Consider the following 21,529-nt stretch of genomic DNA (forward strand, 5'->3'; position numbering starts at 1 on the left):
ACCGGATACCTCGCCCTCGAAATCCCACGACCGGGCGTCGGTGCTTATCATCGGCAGCGGCATCATGGGGGCCGCGATCGCCCGGATGGTGCGTGAGTCCGACCCGGTCGCGCGCATCACCATGATCGCCGGTGGTCCCCGTATCGGCGGTATACCGGGTCAGCATCTGCACGACAGCCCGGACCCCGACGTGCGACGCACGTTCAATCGCAACGCGTCGGTGAATTCGCAGAACCTCTACATGGGCTCCGATCTATCGGAGTCGGTCGCGCAGACTGCGAGGCAGATAGGCGCGGGAATGACGTCGATCGGGGCGATCGGTGACGACGGACACGAGATGCCCGGCGCGGCGATCGCATGGAACGAAGGCGGCATGAGCGTCCACTGGGCGGGAGGGGCTCCGTTCCCGTCCGGCGACGAGGTCCCCTCCTTCCTCGACTCCGCCGAATGGCAGCTCGACCTCGAGGCCTCCCGGCGCCTGTTGCGGGTCACCCCCGATGCCTTCCCCCTCGACGGCGCCGCCCGCGCGATTCTCGGGGTGCTCGACTCGACGGTCGGCGCGCCGAGTCCCGACGGGTTGCGTGCGCAACGCATGCCGATGGCCCTCGAGCGGATGCCTGACGGACGGATTCTCCGCACCGGGCCCAACCGCATCCTGCCGGCTATGACGCAGAACGACGACCCGCTGTTCACTCTGGTCGCCGACACCGTCTGCACGCGCATCCTCGTCGAAGACGGGCGGGCCACGGGTGCGGAGACGCGCCAGCTGACCACAGGGGAGCGCGGCACGATCGAGGCGGATGCGGTCGTCGTGGCCGCAGACGCGTTGCGTACTCCACAACTCCTGTTCGCCTCTGGAGTGCGCCCTGAGGGGCTTGGCCGCTACTTGAACGAACACGCTTTCGTGTCGGGCGCCGTGGTCGTGTCTCCGGAAGCGCTCGGGCTGGACCAGGCAGATGTTGCCCCGCCGAATGCGGAAGAACCCTTCACGAACTCGCTCTGGGTGCCCCAGGCCGGATCACGGCAGCCGTTCCACGCCGGACTCCTCTGCCGAGCTCATCGTCGACCCGACGGCTCGCCGTGCTACCTCGTGACCCTCTCCTGGTATGTGCCGACAGATATCTCACCCGACAACCGCGTCATGTTCTCCGATGACGAACGCGACGCCCAGGGTATGCCCCGGATGAGGCTTGCTTTCGGCTACTCCGACGCCGACCTCGAGATGATCGCGAGGGCCCGCGCCAGCCAGGCCGTCGTGGCGCGCGAGCTGTCGGGCGATGCGACCGGCCACCACTCGACCGTGCTGCCTCCCGGCTCGTCGTTGCACTACACGGGAACCGTGCGCATGGGGACCCGCGACGACGGCACGAGCGTCTGCGACACGGACGGTCGTATCTGGGGATACGACAACCTCTACGTCGTGGGCAACGGCGTCGTGCCGACCGCGCTCGCGTGCAACTCGACTCTCACCGCCCTCGTGCTCGCCACGCGCACCGGTCGTGCCGTCGCACGAGATCTCCGAGGAAAGACGCGCTCCGTAGCTGGCGCCGGGGTCAGAATTCGAAGCGAGTGACGCTCGCGCGAAGGATCGCTGCGGTTTCCGCAGAGAGCGCTTCGACGGTGTCGAGGGCGCGGCGCTCGAGAATGAGCGCCCGACCCGCCCGCAGCACTCCCCGTGCAGCGCCCTCGCGCAGCACCGGATCGAGGGTCTCGATATCGCTGGCCTTCGCGAAACCGACGATGCGCCGGATGGCTTTCGCCCCGGCATAGACGGCGGCATCCTGCCTGAATTCGGCGAGCAACGTCTCAAGCACGTCGTCGCCCCACACGCGATCGTCGCGACGCGAGGGCCACAGCGACCTGAACTCGGCCTCGAAGGCGCTCCACAGCGAAGCGGGCAGCTCGAGAATCTGCGATGCACGCTCAGGTGCCCCCAACGCCGTCGCCCGCGCCGCGGCGATGACGAAGTTTGCCCAGAGCGCGCCGAGGTCGAAACCCGTGGGGCCGAAGAAGCCGAACTCGCTGTCGAAGGCGCGAACAGATGACGTCACTCCATCAGACGCCTCGCGCACGAAGACCGAGCCGGTGTGCAGATCGCCATGGATCAGCGACTGTGCGCTCGTCATGAAGCGGTACTTGGCGATACCGATCTCTGCCAGCAACGCACGATCGGCGCGCAGGGCAGCCACATCGGTCTCGTTGGCGGGCAGCACCGCGTTGTGCGGGTGCTCGATGTAGGGCTCGGTGAACACGAGGTCTTCGGTGATCTCGCACAGCTCGGGGTTGATCGATGCCGCCGCCAGCTTCTTCTGATCGATCGGGTCGAGCCCGAACACCGAGGTGTGAAAAGCCGTGCGGGCGACGTAGCGGCCCATCTCCGCCGCGGCGAACCCGTGCACCCGACCCTCGTTCAACTCACCGCGCCAGACGTCGTGGTCACTGAGGTTCTCGATGGCGAGCACGTAGTTCTCGTCGTCGAAGTCGTACAGGGCGGGCACGTGCTGAGCATCGGCCGACTCGTGGGTTCGCAGTACCAGGGCCTCTCGGGCGCTGCGCTCGCGGGTCATGGGCCAACTCGGGTCGGTGCGCACGTGCGGCAGTGACTGCTTGAGTACGAGCGACGCTCCGGCATCGTCGTGCACGATGAACACGAGGTTGAGGTTTCCATCGCCCACCTCGACCACGTCGAGAGGCCCATCGGTGCGGATGCGCGAGGCGAGGGCGGGTCGCTGCGCCAGATAGGCGGCCACGGTGCCGACGGAGAGTTGACTGAAATCGGTCATGACGACAAGTCTCTACGACGACGTGGTGCTGCCGGCGGTGACGACGGTGCGGCGGCGCGAGAACGTGAAGCTGAACAGCAGTGCGATCAGCAGCACGATGCCCTTGCCGAAGTCCTGCGCGTAGTAAGGCAGTCCCACCATGGTGAAGCCGGTGACCATCACGGCGATGAGGATGGCGCCGAGCGCGGTTCCCCAGGCGTTGGGCCTACCGATGCCGAGAACCGAGACGCCGACGAGAGCCACGGCCACGGCATCCAGCAGCAGCGAGTTGCCCGCCGACACGTCGCCCTGGCCGATCCGCGCGCCGAGCAGCAGGCCGGCGATCGAGGCGAGAAGGCCGCAGCCCATGTAGGCGACGGTGCGGTAGAGCTGAACCCGGATGCCGGCAAGCCGGGCGGCTTCTGCGTTCGCGCCGACCGCGTAGAGGGCGCGACCCCACCGGGTGCGCTCGAGGATGAACCAGAGCAGCGCGGTGATGACCACGAAGATGATGACGGGAATGGGAACAGGCCCGAGGCTGCCCCGGTCGAGCCAGAGGTAGTCGGCCGTGAACTTGCCCGGCGCGGTCGAGCCGTCAGACAGAGACATCTGCGACGAGATCGACTTGCCGTCGACGATCAGCAGCTTGAGCCCGACGATGACGAACGAGGTCGCCAGCGTGGCGAGCAGGTCGGGGATGCGTGCGACCACGATAAGGAAGGCGTTGAGTCCGCCGATGAGGAGGCCTCCGAGCAGAACGACGGCGATGGCGACTCCGCCTACCTGATTTCCGATCACCATCGTCCAGGCGGCGATCGATACGGCGAAGCCGGCCGACGCGCCGACCGAGAGGTCGATACCTCCGACGGTGATGGCCAGCATCACGCCGAGCCCTGCTATGGCCGTCGGGGCGATGAACTTGAGCATGCCGAAGACGTTGTCGACGGTGCGGAAGTTGGGTTCGGTGATCACGAAGTACGCGATGAGCGCGACGGTCACGGCGATGAAGCCCCAACGCACGACGAAGGCGGCACCGCGCTCGCCGAGCGATGCGGTCGTGGGAGAGAGGGGAGCGCTGGTCATTTCGGGTGTCCTTCGGGCGGAACGGCGGAATGGTCTCGGGTGCGCGCGCCGAGGAACGCCCCGACGATGCTCGCCCTGTCTGTCTCATCGGCGTAGGCGTCGAGTTCGATCGCTCCGGCGACGAGCACGATGATGCGATCGGCGACCTCGAGGATCTCGTCGACGTCGCTCGAGAGCACGACGGCCCCCGCGTCGCCGTCAGACACGAGATCCTTGAGGCGATCGCCGATCTCTCGACGCGCGGAGATGTCGACGCCGCGGAACGGCTCGTCAAGAAGGGCGAGGCGCGGGCCCGCAGAGAGCCAGCGGCCCACCACGACCTTCTGCTGGTTGCCACCCGAGAGATCGTCGATCGACGCATTCGGCCCTGCGGTGACGACGCCGAGCGACTCGATCACCTGCTGAGCACGCGAGGTCTCGCGGGCTCCCCGCAGGGTGCCGAGCGCCGAGGAGATCTTGAGGAAGGGGATGGAGATGTTGTGCGCGACCGACCAGCCGGGCAGCAGCGCCTGGCGCTGGCGGTCTTCGGGAACGAGCACGACCCCGCGGCGCAGCGCATCGGAGGGTCGCTTCGGCGCATACGGTTCGCCGTCGAGCTCGAGAGTTCCGGATGCCGGTCGCGCGAGACCGGCGAGGAGCTCGGCCAGCTCCGTCTTGCCGGCTCCGATGAGCCCGAGGATGCCGAGTACCTCGCCCGCGCGCACCTCGAGCTCGAGCGGGAGTGCCGCGGTGATGAGGGGGACGCCGCTCACGCGGGCCACGACGTCGCGTCCGCGGCGGACATCCGTTCTCGTCTGTTCGAGCTCGGTCGCGCGACCGAGCATGTCGTGCAGAATCTCGTGCCACGCGAACGGTCGCTCCGAGCTGTGCTGCACGAGCCCGTCGCGCAGCACGACGACGCGGTCGGCGAGGGCCTCGATCTCGCCGAAGCGATGCGAGACGTAGACGATCGAGAGCCCGGTGTCGCGCAAAGCGCGGAGGACGGCGAAGAGGCGCTCGGCCTCCGCGGCGGTCAGCGCCGAGGTGGGCTCGTCGAGGATGAGGAGTCTCGGCGTGCCCCTGAGCGCTCGGGCGAGCACCAGCAGTTGGGCATCCGAGATGCTGAGCCGAGCCGCGTCTTGCGTGAGCAGGGAATCGGGCCAGTCGAGGCCGAGGGTGGCGAGCGCCGCGCGGGCATCGAGGAGCGACTGCTTGGAGTTGCGCAGGGGGTGACGCGAGGCGTTCGCGAGATCGTCGAGCACCACGTTCTCGGCGATCGAGAGGCCGGGAACGATACCGTCGGCGACCTTCTGATGAACGGTCGAGATGCCATGGGCCTTGGCCAGCACGGGGGAGGAGAGCGTCAGCACCGTGCCGTCGACAGCGATGTCGCCCGAATACCTCGGATTGGCGCCGGAGAGCGCCTTGATGAGTGTGGACTTGCCCGCGCCGTTCGCGCCGAGGAGAGCGGTGATGCGTCCCGGGAAGAAGTCGAGCGTGACGTCGGTGAGCACGACGTTCGAGCCGTAGGCCACGGAGACGCCCGAAAGGGAGACGACCGGCGACAGTGTCGCCTGCTCGCCTCCCTCAGGGGCGGACGAATCGATCACGAGTTGGCGGGAAGCCAGTCGGCTGTGACCTGATCGGAGAGGTCGAGGCTCGGCTCCTTGTCGCGCAGCGAGGTGACGTTGTCGATCGAGTTGTCCTTCAGGAACGACTGGGTAATCGTCTTGGCCGGGAACTGCACGTCGTCTTCGTCGAGCTGGCCGGCGAGCTTCAGGGCGAGCGAGCGCACGACGGCTGCGCCGACGGCGGAGGGGTCGGTCGCCGAGGTAGCGACCCAGGGGCTGCCCTCTGCGGTGATGACCTCGATGTCCGCGTTCGAGATGTCGATGCCGTAGACCTTCACCTTCGATCCGAGATTGTTCTGGTTCACGGCCTGCACGACGCCCTTGGTGATCTCGTCGTAGGGCGCGAAGATCGCCTTGACGTCGGGGTTCTGCTTGAGGGCCGCGTCGACGAGCGGGATGTTGTCGGTCGCGGTCGACTCCGACACCTTGCCGGTCGAGAACACCACGTCGAGCTTGTGGTCGGCGACGTACTTGTTCCAGACGACAGCACGCCGGTCGAGCGCGGCGAAGCCGGTCGCCGAGACGTAGCCTACCTTGGCGCCGTCGCCGACGTCGTCGATGAGCTGATCGAGAACACCCGAGGCCATCGACTCGTCGGACTGAGAGGTCGTCACCACGCCGGTCGCATCGGTGAGGGCGAGGTCGTAGACGGCCACCGGGATGCCGGCGGTGACAGCCTGGGTGATGAGGGGCTGCAGCGTGTCGGTCTGGCCGTGGTCGACGATGATCGCGTCGGGCTTGGACGCGATGGCCTGCTCGAGATCGCTGGCCTGCTTCGCGTTGTCGTTGCGGGCATCCGTGACCGTGAGATCGATGTTCGCGGCCTTGGCCTGCTTTGCGGCACCCGCGCCCCACGCCTCGAAGTAGTCGCCGGCACCGGACTGGCGCACCAGAGCGACTTTGACGGGGTCGCCGTCGAACGGGGCGGGCAGTGCTGCGGAGGCGGTGACCGGAGCGTCGGTCGACGCCTCCGACGTGCTGCCGTTCGACTGGGCACAGGCCGACAGGGCGAGCACTGTCGTCGCGGCGAGCACGAGCAGGGGGATGCGGCGCGAGATGGCCATGGTTTCTCCTGAAAGCTGTGGGTAGGGCAAGCGAGTCGGGCCACACGGCGAAAGAGTCCGGAGTGTGATGATCAGATTCAACCAGCAGGGTCCCCCGCCTTTGCTGCGTATGACCTCGTATTACTCCTGTGGCCGCCGGCGTGGCCTGATCGTTACGATTGGTCTATGACTCTTCTGACCGTGTGGGACGAGAACAACGCCGCCACCCCCGAACTCCAGACCCGCGACGCGCAGGTCATCACCGATGTGCTCTCGACGCTCGGCGCCCGGTTCAGCCGATGGGAGCTCAAGGAGCTCTCGGCCGAGCCGACGCAGGAAGAAGTGCTCTCCGCATACCGCGCCGAGATCGATGCCGTGAACGCCGCTCAGGGCTACACCCTGGTCGACGTCGTCTCGATCGTCGACGACAACTCGCCCGAATACCTCGAGCAGGCTGCGACCGCCCGCGGCAAGTTCCTGAGCGAGCACCGCCACGACGACGACGAGGACCGCTTCTTCGCTCGGGGCAGCGGGGTCTTCTACCTGCGCGCCGACGGCAAGGTCAACGCCGTGTTCTGCGAGGCGGGAGACGTGATCTCCGTTCCCGCGAACACCACGCACTGGTTCGACATGGGCACGCGCCCCGAGTACGTCTCGGTGCGGTTCTTCCACGACGACGACGGCTGGGTCGGAAACTTCACGGGCAGCGAGATCGCCAAGAACTTCGCGAGCTACGACGAACTCGCGAGCGTCTCCGCCTAGATCAGCTGTAGGCGCTGGGCGTCGGGAACGTGCCCGTGAGGGCGAAGTCGCCCACCTCCTGAGCTTTGTAGACCACGGGGTCGTGCAGCGTGATGGTTCGCGCGTTCCGCCAGAACCGGTCCATCGCTGCCGACTCGCTCGTGGCGCGCGCACCCATGAGTTCGAACGCGGTCGATGCGACGTGCAGCGCCGTGCGTGTCGTCACGACCTTCGCTGCGGCGATCTCGACCGCCGCCCGGCCGCGCTCCTCGTCGCCGAGCTCCCAGCCCTTGTTGGCGGCGTCGACGAACAGATTGGTCGCGCTCCATGTCAGGGCATCCGCCGCTCTGGTCTGCGCGGTGAGTTCGCCGATGGTCTGCCTGATGTAGGGGTCGTCGACCGCGTTCTCGACGCCCGAGGTCGCCCACGCCCGCGTCGTGGTGCGTGCGTAGTCGGCGGCTTCGGCGAGCGCGCCCTCGGCGAGCCCCACGTGGATGTGGTTCATCGCGAGCTGGAACGCCAGGATCGAGAGCGATCCGTAGGGTCGGTACAGTTCGCCATCCTGCTCGTTCGGGCCGAGCACGTGCGCGTGTGGAACGGCCACGTCTGAGAACGACACCGAACCGGACGCGCTGAGCCGCTGACCGATGTTGCTCCAGTCGTCATGGTGCACGACGCCTGGCGCCTTCGCGTCGATCACGAAGGCCAGGCGCTCTCCCGTGTCGGCACGCGTGCCGCTCGCTGTCACCCGGTCGGCCAGCTGCGCGCCGGTGGCGAAGAACTTGCGGCCCGACACGGTGAATCCGTCGGCCGTCGGGGTCAACTCGAGCCCGGCATCCCGAGGATTGCCGGCCCCGCCCCAGAACCACGACGACGCAGACAGACCCCGGTAGAGGTCGTCGATGACGTGCTGGTTCTCGTTCAACCGGATGCGCCACGAATTCACGAAGTGATAGGCGATCACGTGTCCGAGCCCGGCGTCGGCACGGATGATCGGGCGCAGCGCCCGCAGCACCGTGTGCCAGTCGAGTCCGCCTCCGCCGAGACGAGTCGGCACCAGTGCGGGCAGCAGGCCGGATGCGCGCAGCGCCTCGATCTGCTCGAAGGGCGCGCGGCCGTCGGCATCCGCGCGGGCCGCGTCTCGGGCGAACAGCTCGGCCAACGACTCGGCCGCGTCGAGGGCGGCCTCTTCCGAGATGATCACGGTGGGGGAATGCTGGTCTGACACGATGGGCTCCGGCCGGGTGCGGTGGGTGAAAATCGTTCATTACCACTATGCCGTGCCCGGCCGTCGGGGGCTGCCCGCGGCCTGTCCGAAGCGCTAGCTTCTTGCTATGACCTTCAACGACAACGCCAAACTCGACACGAGTCGTGTGTCCAAACGTGGACGAAACACCGGCATCGCCGTGGGCGGCGGCAGCGCGGTCGTGGTCATCGGCCTCTTCCTGCTCTCACAGGTTCTCGGCGTCGACCTCACGGGGCTCGCGGGTGGCGCGCAGCAGGGCACGCAGAGCGAGGAGTCGCTCGACAAGTGCAAGACAGGAGTCGATGCCAATCGCGATGTCGAGTGCCTGATGGTGGGAGCCGAGAACTCTCTCAACGACTACTGGACCGACGAGGCCCCCGCACTGGGAGTGGCCTTCACCCCCACGAACGACATCAATCTGTTCGTCGACTCGATCGGAACGGGCTGCGGCCAGGCCTCCAGCGCCACCGGCCCGTTCTACTGCCCACCCGATCAGTCCATCTACATCGACACCTCGTTCTTCGACGAGCTGCGCACGCAGTTCGGTGCTTCCGGCGGCACCCTCTCGGAGCTGTACGTCGTCGCGCACGAATACGGCCATCACATCCAGAACCTTCTCGGTGTCATGGACCGCACCGATCGCACGGACACCGGCCCGACCTCCGACTCTGTCCGCACTGAGCTGCAGGCCGACTGCTACGCCGGGGCGTGGGTCGCCGCGGCGTCGACGACAGAGGATCAAGACGGCGTCACGTTCATCGAGCCGGCGACGGATGCGCAGATCGCCGACGCGTTGAACGCCGCGTCGGTCATCGGCGACGACCGTATCCAGGAGATGGGCTCGGGGCAGGTGAACCCCGAGACGTGGACTCACGGATCGAGCGAACAGCGCGAGAAGTGGTTTCAGACCGGAATGAAGAACGGTGCGACCGGCTGCGACACGTTCTCGATCAGCGGGTCTGAGCTGTAGTCATGAAGCGCGAGCGGGTCACGGCGCACATCGACGATGTGCGCCGTGCCACAGCCAGCGATGCTGACGCCGTGGCCGAGGTGATCCACTACTCGACGGCGGACTCGATGCCGTGGTTCACCGGCCGCAACACGCTCGACGAAGACCGCTGGTGGGCATCCCACGTTCTGCTGCACAAGGCAGACGTCTGGGTGGCGACCGTCGACGGCAACATCGTGGGCGTCGTCGCCCTGCACGACGGATGGCTCAGCCAGCTCTTCGTGCGCACCACGGCACAGGGGTTCGGCGTCGGACACCGACTGGTCGAGGTCGCGAAGCGGGAGAACCCACGAGGGCTGCAGCTCTGGGTCTTCCGGCGCAACGCGGTGGCCGCCCGATTCCTCGAGACCGTGGGCTTTTCTCTTGTGCGCGAGGGAACGTCGTCTGCGCGGCACGCGGCCGGCGGCGCCGACGACGAGCCCGAACTGCTCTACCGCTGGCTTCCCTGACCGCGTCGCGCGAGACGGATGCCGACGGTCGCCAGCACGACGACGGCCGCGGCGACGATCGCCGCGATCATGGCGGGCTGCGACACGAGTTCGCCCGTCGTGCGCGAGACGGCCACCCAGGCGAGGCCCCAGGTGAGCGAGGCGGCGGGTGCGAGGCGGCCGCGGCCGCGGATGGCGATAAGCACTCCGACCAGCGCCGCCACGGCGAGCACGATGACAGCCCAGACGTCTCTGCCCCAGCCGAAGCCGTCGAAGCCCGCGGCCGTCAGCCCGGCCGCCACGTTGGCCGCCGTGGCGATCGACACCCAGCCGAGATAGAGCCCCATGGTTCCGTCGAGCACGATCGTCTCGACGACACCCGTCGGCCGCCCGTCGACGAGCAGGAGGAACGTGCGCGCGAGCACGGCCAGCAGCACGACGATGACGACGCAGGACAGGGCGAGCTGGTCGAATTGGACGCTGAGGATCCAGGCCGCGTTCAGCAGCAGAGAGGCAGCCACCCAGTAGCCGACGAGGCGCTGCCGCGGGGCGTTCGCCTGCTTCGGCAGCAGCTGCCACACGGCGTAGGCCAGTAGGCCGAGGTAGATGACCGACCAGATCGAGAATGCCGGGCCCGCGGGGGCGATCGGAGTCGAGTCTGCCGTGAGCGCGCCGTTCGCGGCGTTCTGGATGGGCGTTCCGCCCGCGGCGCCCGAGCCGATATAGGCGCCGACGACGGCGATGACGGCGCTGACCGCGACGACGATCTGTCGAACTCTGTCGGCGGTGGTGACGCTGGAGGGTGTGGACATCGGGTGCCTCTCGATTAGTCAGCTAGCTTACTAATCGACGGTAGCCTAGATTTGCAGAATGAGCGAAGAGCCGGTGAACGAAGCGCGTGCGGCTTCCCCTGCCGGCCCGAATATGCAGGAGTGGCCCACGGGTCGGCTGCTGGCGACCGCGTCGCGGCTCGTCGAGCACGCCTGGACCGAACGGCTCGATGAGATCGGCCTCACCCACGCGGGTCTGGTGGTTCTGCATCTTCTGCAGGAGACGCCGCGGAGCCAGACCGATCTCGCCCGGCTGGCGCGCGTCGAGAATCAGACGATCTCGCGCACGCTCGAGCGGTTGCAGAGAGAGGGCTTCGTCGAGCGGGTGTCCGATCCGAGCGATCGTCGCCGGCACATCGTGTCGGTCACCCCCGCCGGCACCGACGTCTGGAACTCCGCGCGCACGCTCGAGCGCGACATGATGCCGGAGGTCGACGAGCCCGACGTCTTCCGGTCCGCACTCCTGGCGATCATCGCCTCCTCCGCCGCGAAGAGGTGGGAACCGGAGGCATGAAGCGCAAGCCCCGCGGGCGAGTCTGGCGTTCGTGTCACGCTGGAGGTACCGCACACTCCGAGTAGAAAGAAGCTCATCATGGCAGCACGACTCATCTTCGGACTCGGCGTCGGCCTGGCCGCCGGCTATGTTCTCGGCACCCGGGCAGGACGCGCCAAGTACACCGAGATCAAGGCCCGCGCGAATGACGTCTGGCACGACCCGCACGTGCAGAAGGCCGTGTCGGATGCCGGTGACCTCGTGCGCGAGGCTGCTCCCGTGGTGCAGGAGAAGATCGCCGACGTCGCCAAGGCCGCCAAAGAGAAGGTCACCGGCTCGTCGTCTGATGCCGCGCCCGCCGGCTCGTCGTCGGACAAGTAGATGGCCGACTCCGACACGACCGCCGACGATAAGCGTCGCGATCAGTTGACCAGTGCTCCGAAATCGACCGAGCGCGACGCGGAGCCCCGGATCGACGTGTCGACGCACGACGGGGTGACGCGCATCGACATTCGTGACGACGCCGCGTTCCGACCCGGTTCGGCCGACGAGGAACGATCCGATTCGTAGACTGAGCCCATGAAGGTCAACCCCTACTACTCGAAGAAGCCGCAAGACACGCACGTCTTTCACGACGATCGCAACTGCGAGGTGGGCAAGGCGATCCCGGTCGAGAACAAGAAGTTCGGCACGAACGGCTACCCGCACTGCCCGCAGTGCACCGCTCTCGCCGGCAAGTAGTCCTCGCTACGACCAGTCGATCCGGTCGAAGTCGCGGCGCAGGCGTGCCCCTCGAGACGGGCTGACGCTCTCGACCCAGGCGAGTCTTCCCAGCAGGTGAGCTCGGAAGTCGGGGTGACCGGCCCTGTTCTGCCCGTGCGGCCCGTTCGTGGCGCAGTTGTGCAGAATGGCCTTCAGCTCGTCGAAGTAGCCACGGTCGACCGCGACGCCGTCGTTCACGACGAGGCCCGTCACGCTCTGCCGAGCTCCTCGTCCCGCGATTCTGGTCTTGGCCTCGTTGAGCAGGTGCCCCTCGTCGCGCACGATCCGCTCCACGCCGGCGATGAGCCTCGCTGCGGCTCGGCCCCGCACATCGTCGCCGCTGAACGCGAGATCGTCGGCATAGCGGGTGTAGGCGACACCGGATGCCGCTGCCCAGCCGCTCAGCCGCGAGTCGAGACGGCGCACAGACAGGTTCGACAGCGCGGGCGAGGTCGGCGAGCCCTGGGGCAGATGCGCCCGTGAGATCGTCTGTCTCAGCGCCGCGCGCTCCTCGCTCGAGCCGCCTGCCGGCATCCGGGCCCCGACCCAGGACGGCACCGCGTGCGTGCAGGCCCCGGTGAGGGCGTGCGCCACCGCCTCGGGATATCCGGCCTGTCGAAAGACGGAGAAGACGCGCCGCGCGGTCACCCGGGCGAAGAAGCTGCGTAAGTCGAGGGTGATGACTGTACGCGCTCCGACGTGCGCCGCGGCGCCGGTGGCCGCGGATCGACCCGGCACGAAGCCGTGTGCAGCATCGTTCAGCGGCAGCGCGCTGAGGATGTCGGTCAGCACTCGGCGGTGCACTCGGCGCATTCGCGGGGTCGGAACCTCGAGCAGTCGAGGCGTACGCCCCGGTCGCACGAGCCAGTCGTAGCTGTAGTGGTGGAGTCGTCCGCGTGGGGTCCGCCGATTCCAGTGCGCGGTGTCGGTCACCCAGTCGAGCTGGGCCGGCGTGACCTCGAGAAAATCAGCGAGCTCGCCGAGTCCGTCGATGGCGGGCACGGCCAACGACGTCGGCGCCATGCTGGCGGGGATCGCCTCGATGTGCGCGAGAGTGATGACGCGACCGGACTCGCGAGCGGCGTCGAAGGCCTCCTGGAACACGCGACTCGATTCGATCCACCGCGCGAGTTCGCGGTGTGCATCCAGGGGTGCGCGACGGTAGGCGTCGAGAGTTCCGTCGACCAGCGGCCAGAGCCAACCCGGTCGTACGCCGAGAGCCCGGCCGCAGGCATCCACCAGCGGGTCGAACGCCCACTCGGGGGCGGCGAGCATGGCGTGCGAGAGCCCGACCGCGATCGAGTGCTGCCTCACACGACTCCGGTGAGTATGCGACGAACCGCGGGCGACCAATCGATCGGTGCGGGCACCCGGCCGCGCGAAGCGCGGTGCGGTGCCTGCGGTTGTGCGTTCAGGCTGAGAGTCGTGCCCCGGGGTGACCCCGGAGAGGGTGTTCGTCTGTCGACTACACCCACCTCGTCCGCAGTTCGTCGCATTCGTCCACGCTAACCGCCGATGAGATCGCCGTCGAGCGCATTCGCGAACGGCCGGGAATAGATATCGCTCTGCATTGTTGAGTTGAGTCGAAGGCACTCAAGTTTCACAGGAGGTTACTTTGCCCGATCGTTTCGACCCCAACTCTTCCCCGGAATCCGACGGATCCGGGAGCAACTCGTTCGATGAATTCCTTGCCCGCTACCTGCAGGGCGAACGCGCGGCCCAGGCCGGGCGTTCGATCGATATCAGCCGACTCATGAGTCGGCGCACCCACGAGGTCCTCGCATCCGCGGGGCGCTTCGCTATCGAGCACGGCCACCGTGAGCTCGACGCCCTGCACATCCTGCGCGTGCTCGCCGAGACCGAGCCGGCCGCCGAGGTCATCGCGCGCCTGGGTGTACGTCCGGCCGACATCGCGAACGCGGCCGAGCAGCGTCTGCCGCAGGCCCAGTCCGCGCATGCGGTCGAGTCGCCCGTGCTCACCCAGTCCGCCCAGCGGGCACTGTTCCACGCCTACCAGGTCGCCCGTGCATCGGGTTCGACGTACATCGACCCCGAGCACCTCTTCTTCGCGCTCGTGATCAGCCAGGACTCTCCCGCCGGTCAGGTGCTGTCGGCGGCGGGCATCACGCCCGAGTCGTTGCAGTCCGGCATGCGCGAGACGATGGGCGAGCAGTCCACCAGCGTGCAGTCCGACGCCTCCGACGCATCCGATACGCCGATGCTCGACAAGTTCGGCACAGACCTCACGGCCATGGCTCGAGACGGCGGGCTCGACCCCGTGATCGGCCGCGCCGACGAGATCGAGCAGACCGTCGAGATCCTTTCGCGCCGCACCAAGAACAACCCCGTGTTGATCGGCGAGGCCGGCGTGGGCAAGACCGCGATCATCGAGGGCCTGGCCCAGCGAATCGTATCCGGCGACGTACCCGAGCAGCTGCGTGACAAGCGCGTCGTCTCACTCGACTTCCCTGCCATGGTCGGTGGCACCCGCTACCGCGGCGACTTCGAAGAGCGCCTCACCACGCTCATGGACGAGGTCAGCGCGCACAAGACCGAGCTGATCGTCTTCATCGACGAGCTGCACACGGTCGTGGGCGCGGGCGGCTCCGGAGAAGGCGGCATGGACGCCGGCAACATTCTGAAGCCCCGGCTTGCTCGTGGCGAACTGCACGTCGTCGGCGCGACCACGCTCAAGGAGTACCGTTCGATCGAGAAGGACTCCGCCCTCGAGCGGCGCTTCCAGACCGTCCAGGTCGGCGAGCCCTCCATCGAAGACGCCGTCGCGATCCTCTCGGGTCTGCGCGGAGCCTACGAAGAGCACCACGGCGTGCGCTACACCGACGAGGCCATCCGTGGCGCCGTCGAGTTGTCGGCTCGCTACGTCACCGACCGGTTCCTGCCCGACAAGGCGATCGACCTGATCGACCAGGCCGGCGCCCGACTGCGCCTCAGCCTGGGATCCCGCGTCGACACCTCCGCCCTGCTCGAAGAGCTGAGCGAACTCGAGGCGTCGAAGAATGCCGCCGTCTCGCTCGAGCACTACGAGGAGGCGTCGAGTCTGCGCGACCGCATCGAGGCCGTGCACGAGAAGCTGTCGGCGGCCAAGCCTGCGGCATCCGTCACCGAGGCGATCGTGGGCGAGGCCGAGATCGCGGCCGTGATCTCGCGAGCGACCGGCATCCCCGCGGCACGTCTGACCCAGGTCGATCGTGAGCGCCTCGCGGTGCTCGAAGACGAACTGCATGGTCGCGTCGTCGGCCAGCACGACGCCGTCTCGGTCGTCGCCAAGGCCGTGCGACGCAACCGCACGGGCATGGGCGACGCCAATCGCCCCGTGGGCAGCTTCCTGTTCCTCGGGCCGACCGGTGTCGGCAAGACCGAGCTCGGCAAGGCCCTGGCGGAGTCGCTGTTCGGCGACGACAAGGCCATGGTGCGCTTCGACATGAGCGAGTTCGGCGAGCGCCACACGGTCTCGCGTCTCGTCGGTGCCCCTCCCGGATACGTCGGGTACGACGAGGCCGGCCAGCTCACCGAGCGAGTGCGGCGCAACCCGTACTCGGTGATCCTGTTCGACGAGATCGAGAAGGCCCACCCCGACATCTTCAACCTGCTTCTGCAGGTTCTCGACGACGGACGCCTGACCGACGGCCAGGGTCGCACAGTCGACTTCCGCAACACGGTGGTCATCATGACGAGTAACATCGGCTCGGAGTTCCTCGCGAGTCGTGGAGGGCCCATCGGCTTCGCGGCCCCGAATGCGGCCGACGGGTTCGGCGATGACAAGGCGCTGCGCGATCGGGTCATGGGCAAGCTGCGTGAGGCGATGCGGCCCGAGTTCATCAACCGCATCGACGAGATCGTGCTGTTCCGCAAGCTCGACCAGCCGCAGCTGCGGCAGATCGTGTCCCTGCTTCTGGATGCGACCCGCTCGCGTCTGGCTGCACGGAACGTCTCGCTCGACATCAGTGAGTCGGCGATCGATTGGATCGCCGAGCACGGCTACGAGCCCGAGTACGGAGCACGTCCGCTTCGCCGGGTGATCCAGCGCGAGCTGGACGACCGTATCGCCGAGCTGCTGGTGAGCTCAGCCGTTCTGGATGGCGGCGGAGTCTCGGTCGACGTCATCGACGGCCGGCTCAGCGTGATCTCGGCCACCGCGGAGCTGCCTGTCGCCGCTTAGCGCGCAGGCCGGATCGGCCGAAGATACTACGAGAACGCCCAGCCCGCGCAATCCCATGGGGCTGGGCGTTTTCGCGTGCCACAGTGGCCTCAGCCCCAAACGGGCTTCTGACGGAAGGACGCCACCATGGCGAAGAAGAAAGATATCGAGCAGGCCGCATTCAACCCCATCCGCACGGCGCATGACCTGGGTCTGCGCAGCGAGTACGCCTATCTGGCGGGCTTCGCTTCCATCGTTCTCGCCCTCTTCGCATGGCTGGGATCGCGCGCCAAGAAGTCAGACGACAAGGCCCAGTCCGACCGCTGGGGCATCTTCATCGGCCACTGGGCACCCACGTTCTTCGCGATCGGTCTCGCGTTGAAGTCCGAAGAGTAAGTCAGAAGAGCGGCCACGGCACCGCGGGCATATGACCCCGCGGTGCCGGGAATATCGTCGTGCGCAGCAGTCGGTCGCAGCGCGCGTCGAGCGCGTCGAGTTCGTCTGATGTGATGAGCTCGGACAGGGTATCGCCCAGCTCGGCGTAGAGCGATGTGCGCACGCGATCGACGGCGGCGATCTCGTCGGGGCGCAGCTCGTCTCCGGTGAAACCCCAGAGCACGGTGCGCAGTTTGTGCTCCGCATGGAATGTCAGGCCGTGGTCGACCCCGTGCCTGTGCCCATCGGGCATGGCGAGGATGTGGCCACCTTTTCGATCGGCGTTGTTCGCCACGACATCGAAGATCGCCATGCGCCGGAGCGCGTCGTTGTCCTCGTGGATGAGGGTGACCTCGCGGTCCTCCTCATCGGTGCCATCGAGCACGCGACGCCATCCGGATTCGGGTAACCGGTCTGCGGTGACCAGGTCGACGGCATCCTGTTCGGGGTCGATGTCCTGCCACAACTGCACCATGCCCACTCCCATCGGGCCGCTTCTCAGCCACGTGCGGGGAACGACGTTCCAGCCGAAGGCTTCGGACACGAGGTATGCCGCCGCCTCGCGCTGAGCCAGCGTGCCGTCGGGAAAATCCCACAGGGGATTCTCGCCCGCGACCGGCTTGTAGACGACAGCGGTGTCTTCGATCTGCGCGAGGAAGGTCGCATTCGACGCGGTCGTGATGCGCCCCGTGATGATGAGCTCGGCGTCGAACGCGTCGACGGGGTCACTCGCGTCGATCACCATCTACAAGTCCGGCGACGGGTCGCAGACATGCCCATCGGCATCCATCGGCATGCCGCACAGCGGGCAGAGCGGCCGGCCCGCGCCCACGACCTCGAGCGTGCGCTTGGCGAACGCCCTGGCGGAGCCTACGGGGATGCGCACGAGGAGCATCTCGTCGGGTTCCACATCGGCGAGATCGAGCTCGAGTTCATCTTGATCTTCGTCGATCTCGATCTCGATGATCGGGAACGCCTGGATGACCACTTGGGCGGTCGAGGGATCCCAGCCGAGGCTGAGAGTGCCGATGCGGAATTCCTCTTCGACGGGATCGAGCGGGTCGTTGTCGACCAGCTCGACCGGAGTCGTCGCCGGAACGCTCGACGGATTGCCCTCCTGGCTCATGAGTTCGTCGAGGACCTCCTCGATCTTCTCGGCGAGGGCGGCGGACTGCTGTTTCTCGAGGCCGACGCTGACGACGCGCTTGCCCGTGCGGGCCTGAAGGTAGAAGGTACGGGAACCGGGCTGGCCGATCGCGCCGACCACCACCCGGTCGGGCCAATCGAAGGCGTGGACGAGGGGAGCCATGCTTCTAGTCTACGAGCGCTGAACGGGATCAGGCCGGGCCAGCGCCTCCGCCGACGGGAGCGTCCGCCGCCGGGGGTGCTGTGCGGAGCCAGGAGAGATCACCCGATTCGGTGTTCGTGGCGTGCACGCTCGGCGCGCCGGCGCCGTAGCGGATGATCGAGACGGATGCGGGGCCGACGCTGATGCGCTGGAAGAGGTCGAGGTGCATGCCGTAGGCGTCGGCGAGTATCGACTTGATGATGTCGCCGTGGCTCACCGCGGCCCAGACCGCGCCGGGGCCGTGCTCCTCTTCGAAGTGCGCGTCCATGCGCCTCACGGCGGCCACCGCTCGGGCCTGCATCGCTGCGAGAGACTCGCCGCCGGGAAAGACGGCTGCCGACGGGCTCGACTGCACCACCTTCCAGAGCTTCTCGGTGCTGAGCTCCTTCAGGGTCCCGCCCTGCCAGTCGCCGTAGTCGCATTCGGTGATGTCATCGTCGACGAGGAACTCGGGGGAGCCCTCCTGACGGTCGAGAATCAGAGCGGATGTCTGGCGACAGCGTTCAAGAGGGCTCGAGACCACGCCGACGAGGGGTACCGACCTCAATCGTTCGGCCGTCGCGGCGGCTTGCTCGCGCCCGCGATCGTCGAGATCGACTCCGGCCGTGCGCCCCGCGAGGATGCCGTCGACGTTCGCCTGGGTGCGGCCGTGCCGCACGAGAATCAGTGTGCCCATGTCATCAGACTAGACAGAAGGCCTGGTGTGGTCGGTCGGCACGCGTGACGTGCTTCGCCAACCGCTCGTCATACGTACTAGCGCGCTCGGGCCAAGACAGACGAAGGTAGGGATCAAACGAAGGAGGAATGATGCCCACAGGAGACGTCGAGACATTCCACGAGGGTGGTGCCTGGTACAACCGGGTCGACGGTGAGAAGGGAGCTACCGGCCCGTATCGATCGAAGGCTGACGCGATCGGCGAAGGACGTGAGCAGGCTCGTCGCCTGCGACGGGAGCACGCCGTTCGCGATGAGGACGGAGAACTCGACGATCGCACCGCGTACGGAGACTAGCCGACGGGATTCAGACGCTGGTCGGGGCACAAAAAAAGTCCCACCTCGCGTAGAAGCCGCGGGATGGGACAGTGCCTCCGACCGGCGTCGATCCGGTGACCTTTCGATTTTCAGTCGAACGCTCTACCAACTGAGCTACAGAGGCGAGTGACCGAAGTCGCTCACAGACAAAAAGCCCTTCCTCTCGGTTGGGCTTGTCGCCTTGGCGACCCTGACGGGACTTGAACCCGCGACCTCCGCCGTGACAGGGCGGCGCGCTAACCAACTGCGCTACAGGGCCATACTGGTGAATCTGAACTGCGTGTTAAGTTGTCGTGGTTGTGCTGCGTTCTTCGTGCTGGTGATGCTTCGTGCTGTTACCAATGTGACCCCAACGGGATTCGAACCCGTGCTGCCGCCGTGAAAGGGCGGTGTCCTAGGCCTCTAAACGATAGGGCCGTTGGTGACAACTCAACGAGTATGCCACACACTTCTCGCTCTCGCCAATTCGGCTCCGCGAATGGCGTTCGAGACGCGACTCGACGCCGAATGAACCGGGAATCCTGTCGCCGACAAGCGATGATCTGAGGGAGGCCGAATGCTCTGTTGGTAGAGTGACGCCTGTTACTACTGTTACTCGAGTGACAAAAGCTTGCTCGTCATCACCTCCCGGGGGAATTGTGAAAGCCACGACCAGTCGACGTCGACACCGCGGCCCCTGGGGACTCCGCCACCTCCTCGGCTCGGTCGCCGTCACGCTGACGCTCGTCGCCACGGGCTCTGTGCTCGCCGCTCCGGCCTATGCCGACGAGTACCCCACGTGGGAGGACGTGCAGGCCGCGCAGGCCAACGAATCGACGAAGCAGAGCGAGATCCAGAAGATCCAAGACCTCATCGCGTCGCTTCGAGACGCGACCGCGGCGGCCGAATCGCTCTCGATCCAGCGCGGAACCGAGTACCAGCAGGCTCAGACCAAGTACGACACGGCCGCGTTCAAGGCCGACGAGCTCGACTCCCAGGCCGCCACGGCCAAGGCGACGGCGGATGCATCGATCAAGCAGGCAGGCCAGCTCGCCGCACTGATGGCCAAGTCGGGCGGCAACGGACTGTCGGTCAACCTCTTCACCAGCGAATCGAGCGAGGCCGACGGTCTGCTCTACCAGCTGGGCGCCATGAGCCAGCTCACGGGATCGGCATCGAAGCTCTACGCCACCGCCGAGCAAGACAAGAACACCGCCCAGTCGCTGACCGACCAGGCTGTCGTGGCCCGCGACGCGCTGAAGTCATTGGCCGACGAGGCCGAGGCCGCTCGCAACGAGGCGATCGCCGCACAGAAGACCCTCGAAGAGTCGCTCGCCGCCCAGCAGACCTACGAGGTGCAGCTCGAGACCCAGCTCGCGGTCCTCACGCAGAACCGGCAGGCGACAGAAGCGGACTACAACGCGGGAGTCGAAGCTCGACGCCTCGCCGAGGAGGCCCGCAAGGAGGCCGAGCGTCAGGCTGCAGCAGATGCCGCGGCCGCGGCAGCAGCTTCTGGCGGCGGCGGCGGCGGAGGAGGTGGCAGCAGCAGCGGTCCCGGCCCCGTCTCGAGCGGCTGGGCGAGCCCGTTCCCCGGCTCCTACTCCACCGACGAATACGGCATGCGCGTCAACCCGGTGAGCGGCAACTACACGATGCACTCGGGCCTCGACCTCAACTACAACAGCGGCACCTGCGGCGCCCCCGTCTATGCGGCCGCGGCGGGTGAAGTCAGCTATGCCGGCTACAACGGCGGGTACGGCAACTTCGTCGAGATCAGTCACGGCGGCGGTGTGAGCACGGGCTACGGCCACAACACCAGCCTCAACGTGGGCTCTGGCCAGTACGTGGCCGCGGGTGAGATCATCGCCTTCGCCGGCACGACGGGCAACTCCACCGGCTGCCACGTTCACTTCGAGGTGCGCATCGGCGGAGGCGCCACCGACCCCCGCCCATGGATGGCCGACCGCGGCGTCTACTTCGGCTAGTCCCACCAACGACACAGGCCCCTCGACACGCTCGAGGAACGGACGACCGTTCCCTGAGCCCGCCGAGGGGCCTGTGTCGTAGAAGGGCTAGTGGCCCTCGACCTTGAGCTTCTCGATGCCGTCGAGAACGATCTGCTCGGCCGCGGCGGCATTCTGCCAGCCCTCGGTCTTGACCCACTTGCCGGGCTCGAGGTCCTTGTAGTGCTCGAAGAAGTGCTCGATCTCCTTGCGGGTCGACTCGGGGATGTCGTCGATGTCCTGGATGTGCGCCCAGCGCGGGTCCTTCGCGGGGACCGCGATGACCTTGGCGTCGGATCCGCCGTCGTCGGTCATGTTGAACACGGCGACGGGGCGAACAGAGACGCCGACGCCCGGGAAGAGCGGGTATTCGAGAAGCACCAGCACGTCGACGGGGTCACCGTCGAGGCCGAGGGTGTTCTCGAAGAAGCCGTAGTCGGTGGGGTAGACGAACGAGGTGAACAGCACGCGGTCGAGGAAGACCCGTCCGGTCTCGTGGTCGACTTCGTACTTGTTGTGGCTTCCCTTGGGAATCTCGATGATCGCGTCGTAAGCAGCCATGCCGG

Annotated in this window: 23 protein-coding genes and 3 tRNA genes; 12 read left to right on the forward strand and 14 right to left on the reverse strand. The window is 67.1% G+C overall.

The annotated features are described in order from the left end of the window. The first annotated feature begins 40 nt into the window (after nucleotides 1-40). Nucleotides 41-1,573 (forward strand): GMC oxidoreductase, encoded by a 1,533-nt coding sequence (locus tag ASF79_RS12640; protein ID WP_055855398.1) that lies wholly within the window; start codon nucleotides 41-43, stop codon nucleotides 1,571-1,573. Here ASF79_RS12640 and mtnK read toward each other — a convergent pair. From mtnK to ASF79_RS12660, 4 genes are read right to left on the reverse strand one after another with little or no spacing between them, the layout of a single operon-like run. Then, nucleotides 1,554-2,783 carry an S-methyl-5-thioribose kinase gene (gene mtnK, locus ASF79_RS12645; RefSeq protein WP_055855400.1) on the reverse strand — a complete coding sequence of 410 codons (1,230 nt, stop codon included), beginning with the start codon at nucleotides 2,781-2,783 and terminating at the stop codon, nucleotides 1,554-1,556. The two genes, ASF79_RS12640 and mtnK, sit on opposite strands and share 20 nt — an antisense overlap. Before the next feature lie 12 nt (nucleotides 2,784-2,795). Further along, complete coding sequence (locus tag ASF79_RS12650; RefSeq protein WP_055778586.1) at nucleotides 2,796-3,845, reverse strand: ABC transporter permease; 1,050 nt, start codon at nucleotides 3,843-3,845, stop codon at nucleotides 2,796-2,798. Next, nucleotides 3,842-5,434, reverse strand: a complete 1,593-nt coding sequence (locus ASF79_RS12655) for a sugar ABC transporter ATP-binding protein (protein WP_235500756.1) — start codon at nucleotides 5,432-5,434, stop codon at nucleotides 3,842-3,844. Before ASF79_RS12655 ends, ASF79_RS12650 begins: the two co-directional genes overlap by 4 nt. Beyond that, nucleotides 5,431-6,519 (reverse strand): substrate-binding domain-containing protein, encoded by a 1,089-nt coding sequence (locus ASF79_RS12660; RefSeq protein WP_200933579.1) that lies wholly within the window; start codon nucleotides 6,517-6,519, stop codon nucleotides 5,431-5,433. The genes ASF79_RS12655 and ASF79_RS12660 overlap by 4 nt, the downstream gene beginning before the upstream one ends. A gap of 165 nt (nucleotides 6,520-6,684) precedes the next feature. On the opposite strand from ASF79_RS12660, the gene ASF79_RS12665 reads away from it, so the two are divergent. Beyond that, nucleotides 6,685-7,260 carry a 1,2-dihydroxy-3-keto-5-methylthiopentene dioxygenase gene (locus ASF79_RS12665; RefSeq protein ID WP_055778583.1) on the forward strand — a complete coding sequence of 192 codons (576 nt, stop codon included), beginning with the start codon at nucleotides 6,685-6,687 and terminating at the stop codon, nucleotides 7,258-7,260. Between the two features lies 1 nt (nucleotide 7,261). Here the strand turns inward: ASF79_RS12665 and ASF79_RS12670 are convergent, their stop codons facing one another. Beyond that, nucleotides 7,262-8,467, reverse strand: a complete 1,206-nt coding sequence (locus ASF79_RS12670; RefSeq protein ID WP_055855401.1) for an acyl-CoA dehydrogenase family protein — start codon at nucleotides 8,465-8,467, stop codon at nucleotides 7,262-7,264. Between the two features lie 106 nt (nucleotides 8,468-8,573). Here ASF79_RS12670 and ypfJ point away from each other — a divergent pair, with 106 nt between their 5' ends. Together ypfJ and ASF79_RS12680 are read left to right on the forward strand one after the other, a co-directional pair. Next, nucleotides 8,574-9,455 (forward strand): KPN_02809 family neutral zinc metallopeptidase, encoded by an 882-nt coding sequence (gene ypfJ / locus ASF79_RS12675; protein WP_055855403.1) that lies wholly within the window; start codon nucleotides 8,574-8,576, stop codon nucleotides 9,453-9,455. 2 nt (nucleotides 9,456-9,457) lie between these two features. Next, the gene (locus ASF79_RS12680; protein WP_055855405.1) at nucleotides 9,458-9,943 is read left to right on the forward strand and encodes a GNAT family N-acetyltransferase; all 486 of its coding nucleotides are present in this window, start codon (nucleotides 9,458-9,460) and stop codon (nucleotides 9,941-9,943) included. Here the strand turns inward: ASF79_RS12680 and ASF79_RS12685 are convergent. After that, entirely contained in the window at nucleotides 9,925-10,734 is an 810-nt protein-coding gene (locus ASF79_RS12685; protein WP_055855407.1) for a tryptophan-rich sensory protein, read from the reverse strand. The genes ASF79_RS12680 and ASF79_RS12685 overlap by 19 nt on opposite strands. A gap of 58 nt (nucleotides 10,735-10,792) precedes the next feature. Here ASF79_RS12685 and ASF79_RS12690 point away from each other — a divergent pair, with 58 nt between their 5' ends. From ASF79_RS12690 to ASF79_RS17395, 4 genes are all read left to right on the forward strand, one after another. Beyond that, nucleotides 10,793-11,266, forward strand: coding sequence for a MarR family winged helix-turn-helix transcriptional regulator (locus ASF79_RS12690; RefSeq protein WP_235500757.1), 474 nt, complete (start codon nucleotides 10,793-10,795; stop codon nucleotides 11,264-11,266). 78 nt (nucleotides 11,267-11,344) lie between these two features. Next, a complete protein-coding gene (locus ASF79_RS12695; RefSeq protein WP_082495877.1) occupies nucleotides 11,345-11,626 on the forward strand; it encodes a hypothetical protein in 282 nt (93 codons plus the stop codon). Beyond that, nucleotides 11,627-11,815: a hypothetical protein gene (locus tag ASF79_RS12700; RefSeq protein ID WP_055778560.1), complete on the forward strand. Its 189-nt coding sequence runs from the start codon at nucleotides 11,627-11,629 to the stop codon at nucleotides 11,813-11,815. 9 nt (nucleotides 11,816-11,824) lie between these two features. After that, nucleotides 11,825-11,986, forward strand: a complete 162-nt coding sequence (locus tag ASF79_RS17395) for a hypothetical protein (RefSeq protein WP_156366248.1) — start codon at nucleotides 11,825-11,827, stop codon at nucleotides 11,984-11,986. A 6-nt stretch (nucleotides 11,987-11,992) separates the two neighbouring features. Here ASF79_RS17395 and ASF79_RS12705 read toward each other — a convergent pair whose 3' ends face one another. Continuing rightward, nucleotides 11,993-13,321, reverse strand: a complete 1,329-nt coding sequence (locus ASF79_RS12705; protein WP_082495878.1) for a reverse transcriptase family protein — start codon at nucleotides 13,319-13,321, stop codon at nucleotides 11,993-11,995. A gap of 301 nt (nucleotides 13,322-13,622) precedes the next feature. Here ASF79_RS12705 and ASF79_RS12710 point away from each other — a divergent pair, with 301 nt between their 5' ends. Beyond that, a complete protein-coding gene (locus tag ASF79_RS12710; RefSeq protein ID WP_055855410.1) occupies nucleotides 13,623-16,187 on the forward strand; it encodes an ATP-dependent Clp protease ATP-binding subunit in 2,565 nt (854 codons plus the stop codon). Nucleotides 16,188-16,313: 126 nt separating this feature from the next. After that, nucleotides 16,314-16,562, forward strand: a complete 249-nt coding sequence (locus tag ASF79_RS12715) for a hypothetical protein (protein WP_055778554.1) — start codon at nucleotides 16,314-16,316, stop codon at nucleotides 16,560-16,562. A 1-nt stretch (nucleotide 16,563) separates the two neighbouring features. Here the strand turns inward: ASF79_RS12715 and ASF79_RS12720 are convergent, their stop codons facing one another. From ASF79_RS12720 to ASF79_RS12730, 3 genes are read right to left on the reverse strand one after another with little or no spacing between them, the layout of a single operon-like run. Next, nucleotides 16,564-17,346: an SCO1664 family protein gene (locus ASF79_RS12720; protein WP_055855413.1), complete on the reverse strand. Its 783-nt coding sequence runs from the start codon at nucleotides 17,344-17,346 to the stop codon at nucleotides 16,564-16,566. Next, entirely contained in the window at nucleotides 17,347-17,910 is a 564-nt protein-coding gene (locus ASF79_RS12725; RefSeq protein WP_055855415.1) for a DUF3090 domain-containing protein, read from the reverse strand. It lies immediately after the preceding gene. 28 nt (nucleotides 17,911-17,938) lie between these two features. Next, entirely contained in the window at nucleotides 17,939-18,625 is a 687-nt protein-coding gene (locus tag ASF79_RS12730) for an MSMEG_4193 family putative phosphomutase (protein WP_055855417.1), read from the reverse strand. A gap of 131 nt (nucleotides 18,626-18,756) precedes the next feature. Here ASF79_RS12730 and ASF79_RS12735 point away from each other — a divergent pair, with 131 nt between their 5' ends. Beyond that, nucleotides 18,757-18,960 (forward strand): DUF2188 domain-containing protein, encoded by a 204-nt coding sequence (locus ASF79_RS12735; RefSeq protein ID WP_055856123.1) that lies wholly within the window; start codon nucleotides 18,757-18,759, stop codon nucleotides 18,958-18,960. 72 nt (nucleotides 18,961-19,032) lie between these two features. On the opposite strand, the gene ASF79_RS12740 is transcribed toward ASF79_RS12735, so the two are convergent. The 3 genes from ASF79_RS12740 to ASF79_RS12750 all read right to left on the reverse strand — a co-directional run bounded on the left by ASF79_RS12740 (nucleotide 19,033) and on the right by ASF79_RS12750 (nucleotide 19,398). Then, nucleotides 19,033-19,105 (reverse strand) — tRNA-Phe (locus ASF79_RS12740). A 58-nt stretch (nucleotides 19,106-19,163) separates the two neighbouring features. Beyond that, nucleotides 19,164-19,240 (reverse strand) — tRNA-Asp (locus tag ASF79_RS12745). Between the two features lie 85 nt (nucleotides 19,241-19,325). Continuing rightward, a tRNA-Glu gene (locus ASF79_RS12750) sits at nucleotides 19,326-19,398 on the reverse strand. A gap of 221 nt (nucleotides 19,399-19,619) precedes the next feature. Here ASF79_RS12750 and ASF79_RS12755 point away from each other — a divergent pair. Then, entirely contained in the window at nucleotides 19,620-20,945 is a 1,326-nt protein-coding gene (locus ASF79_RS12755; protein WP_055855419.1) for a M23 family metallopeptidase, read from the forward strand. 87 nt (nucleotides 20,946-21,032) lie between these two features. Here the strand turns inward: ASF79_RS12755 and ppa are convergent, their stop codons facing one another. Then, entirely contained in the window at nucleotides 21,033-21,524 is a 492-nt protein-coding gene (gene ppa, locus ASF79_RS12760) for an inorganic diphosphatase (RefSeq protein ID WP_055778539.1), read from the reverse strand. Nucleotides 21,525-21,529 lie beyond the last annotated feature (5 nt).

The organism is Agreia sp. Leaf335 (assembly GCF_001423605.1).
In the GTDB taxonomy this organism is placed as follows: domain Bacteria; phylum Actinomycetota; class Actinomycetes; order Actinomycetales; family Microbacteriaceae; genus Agreia.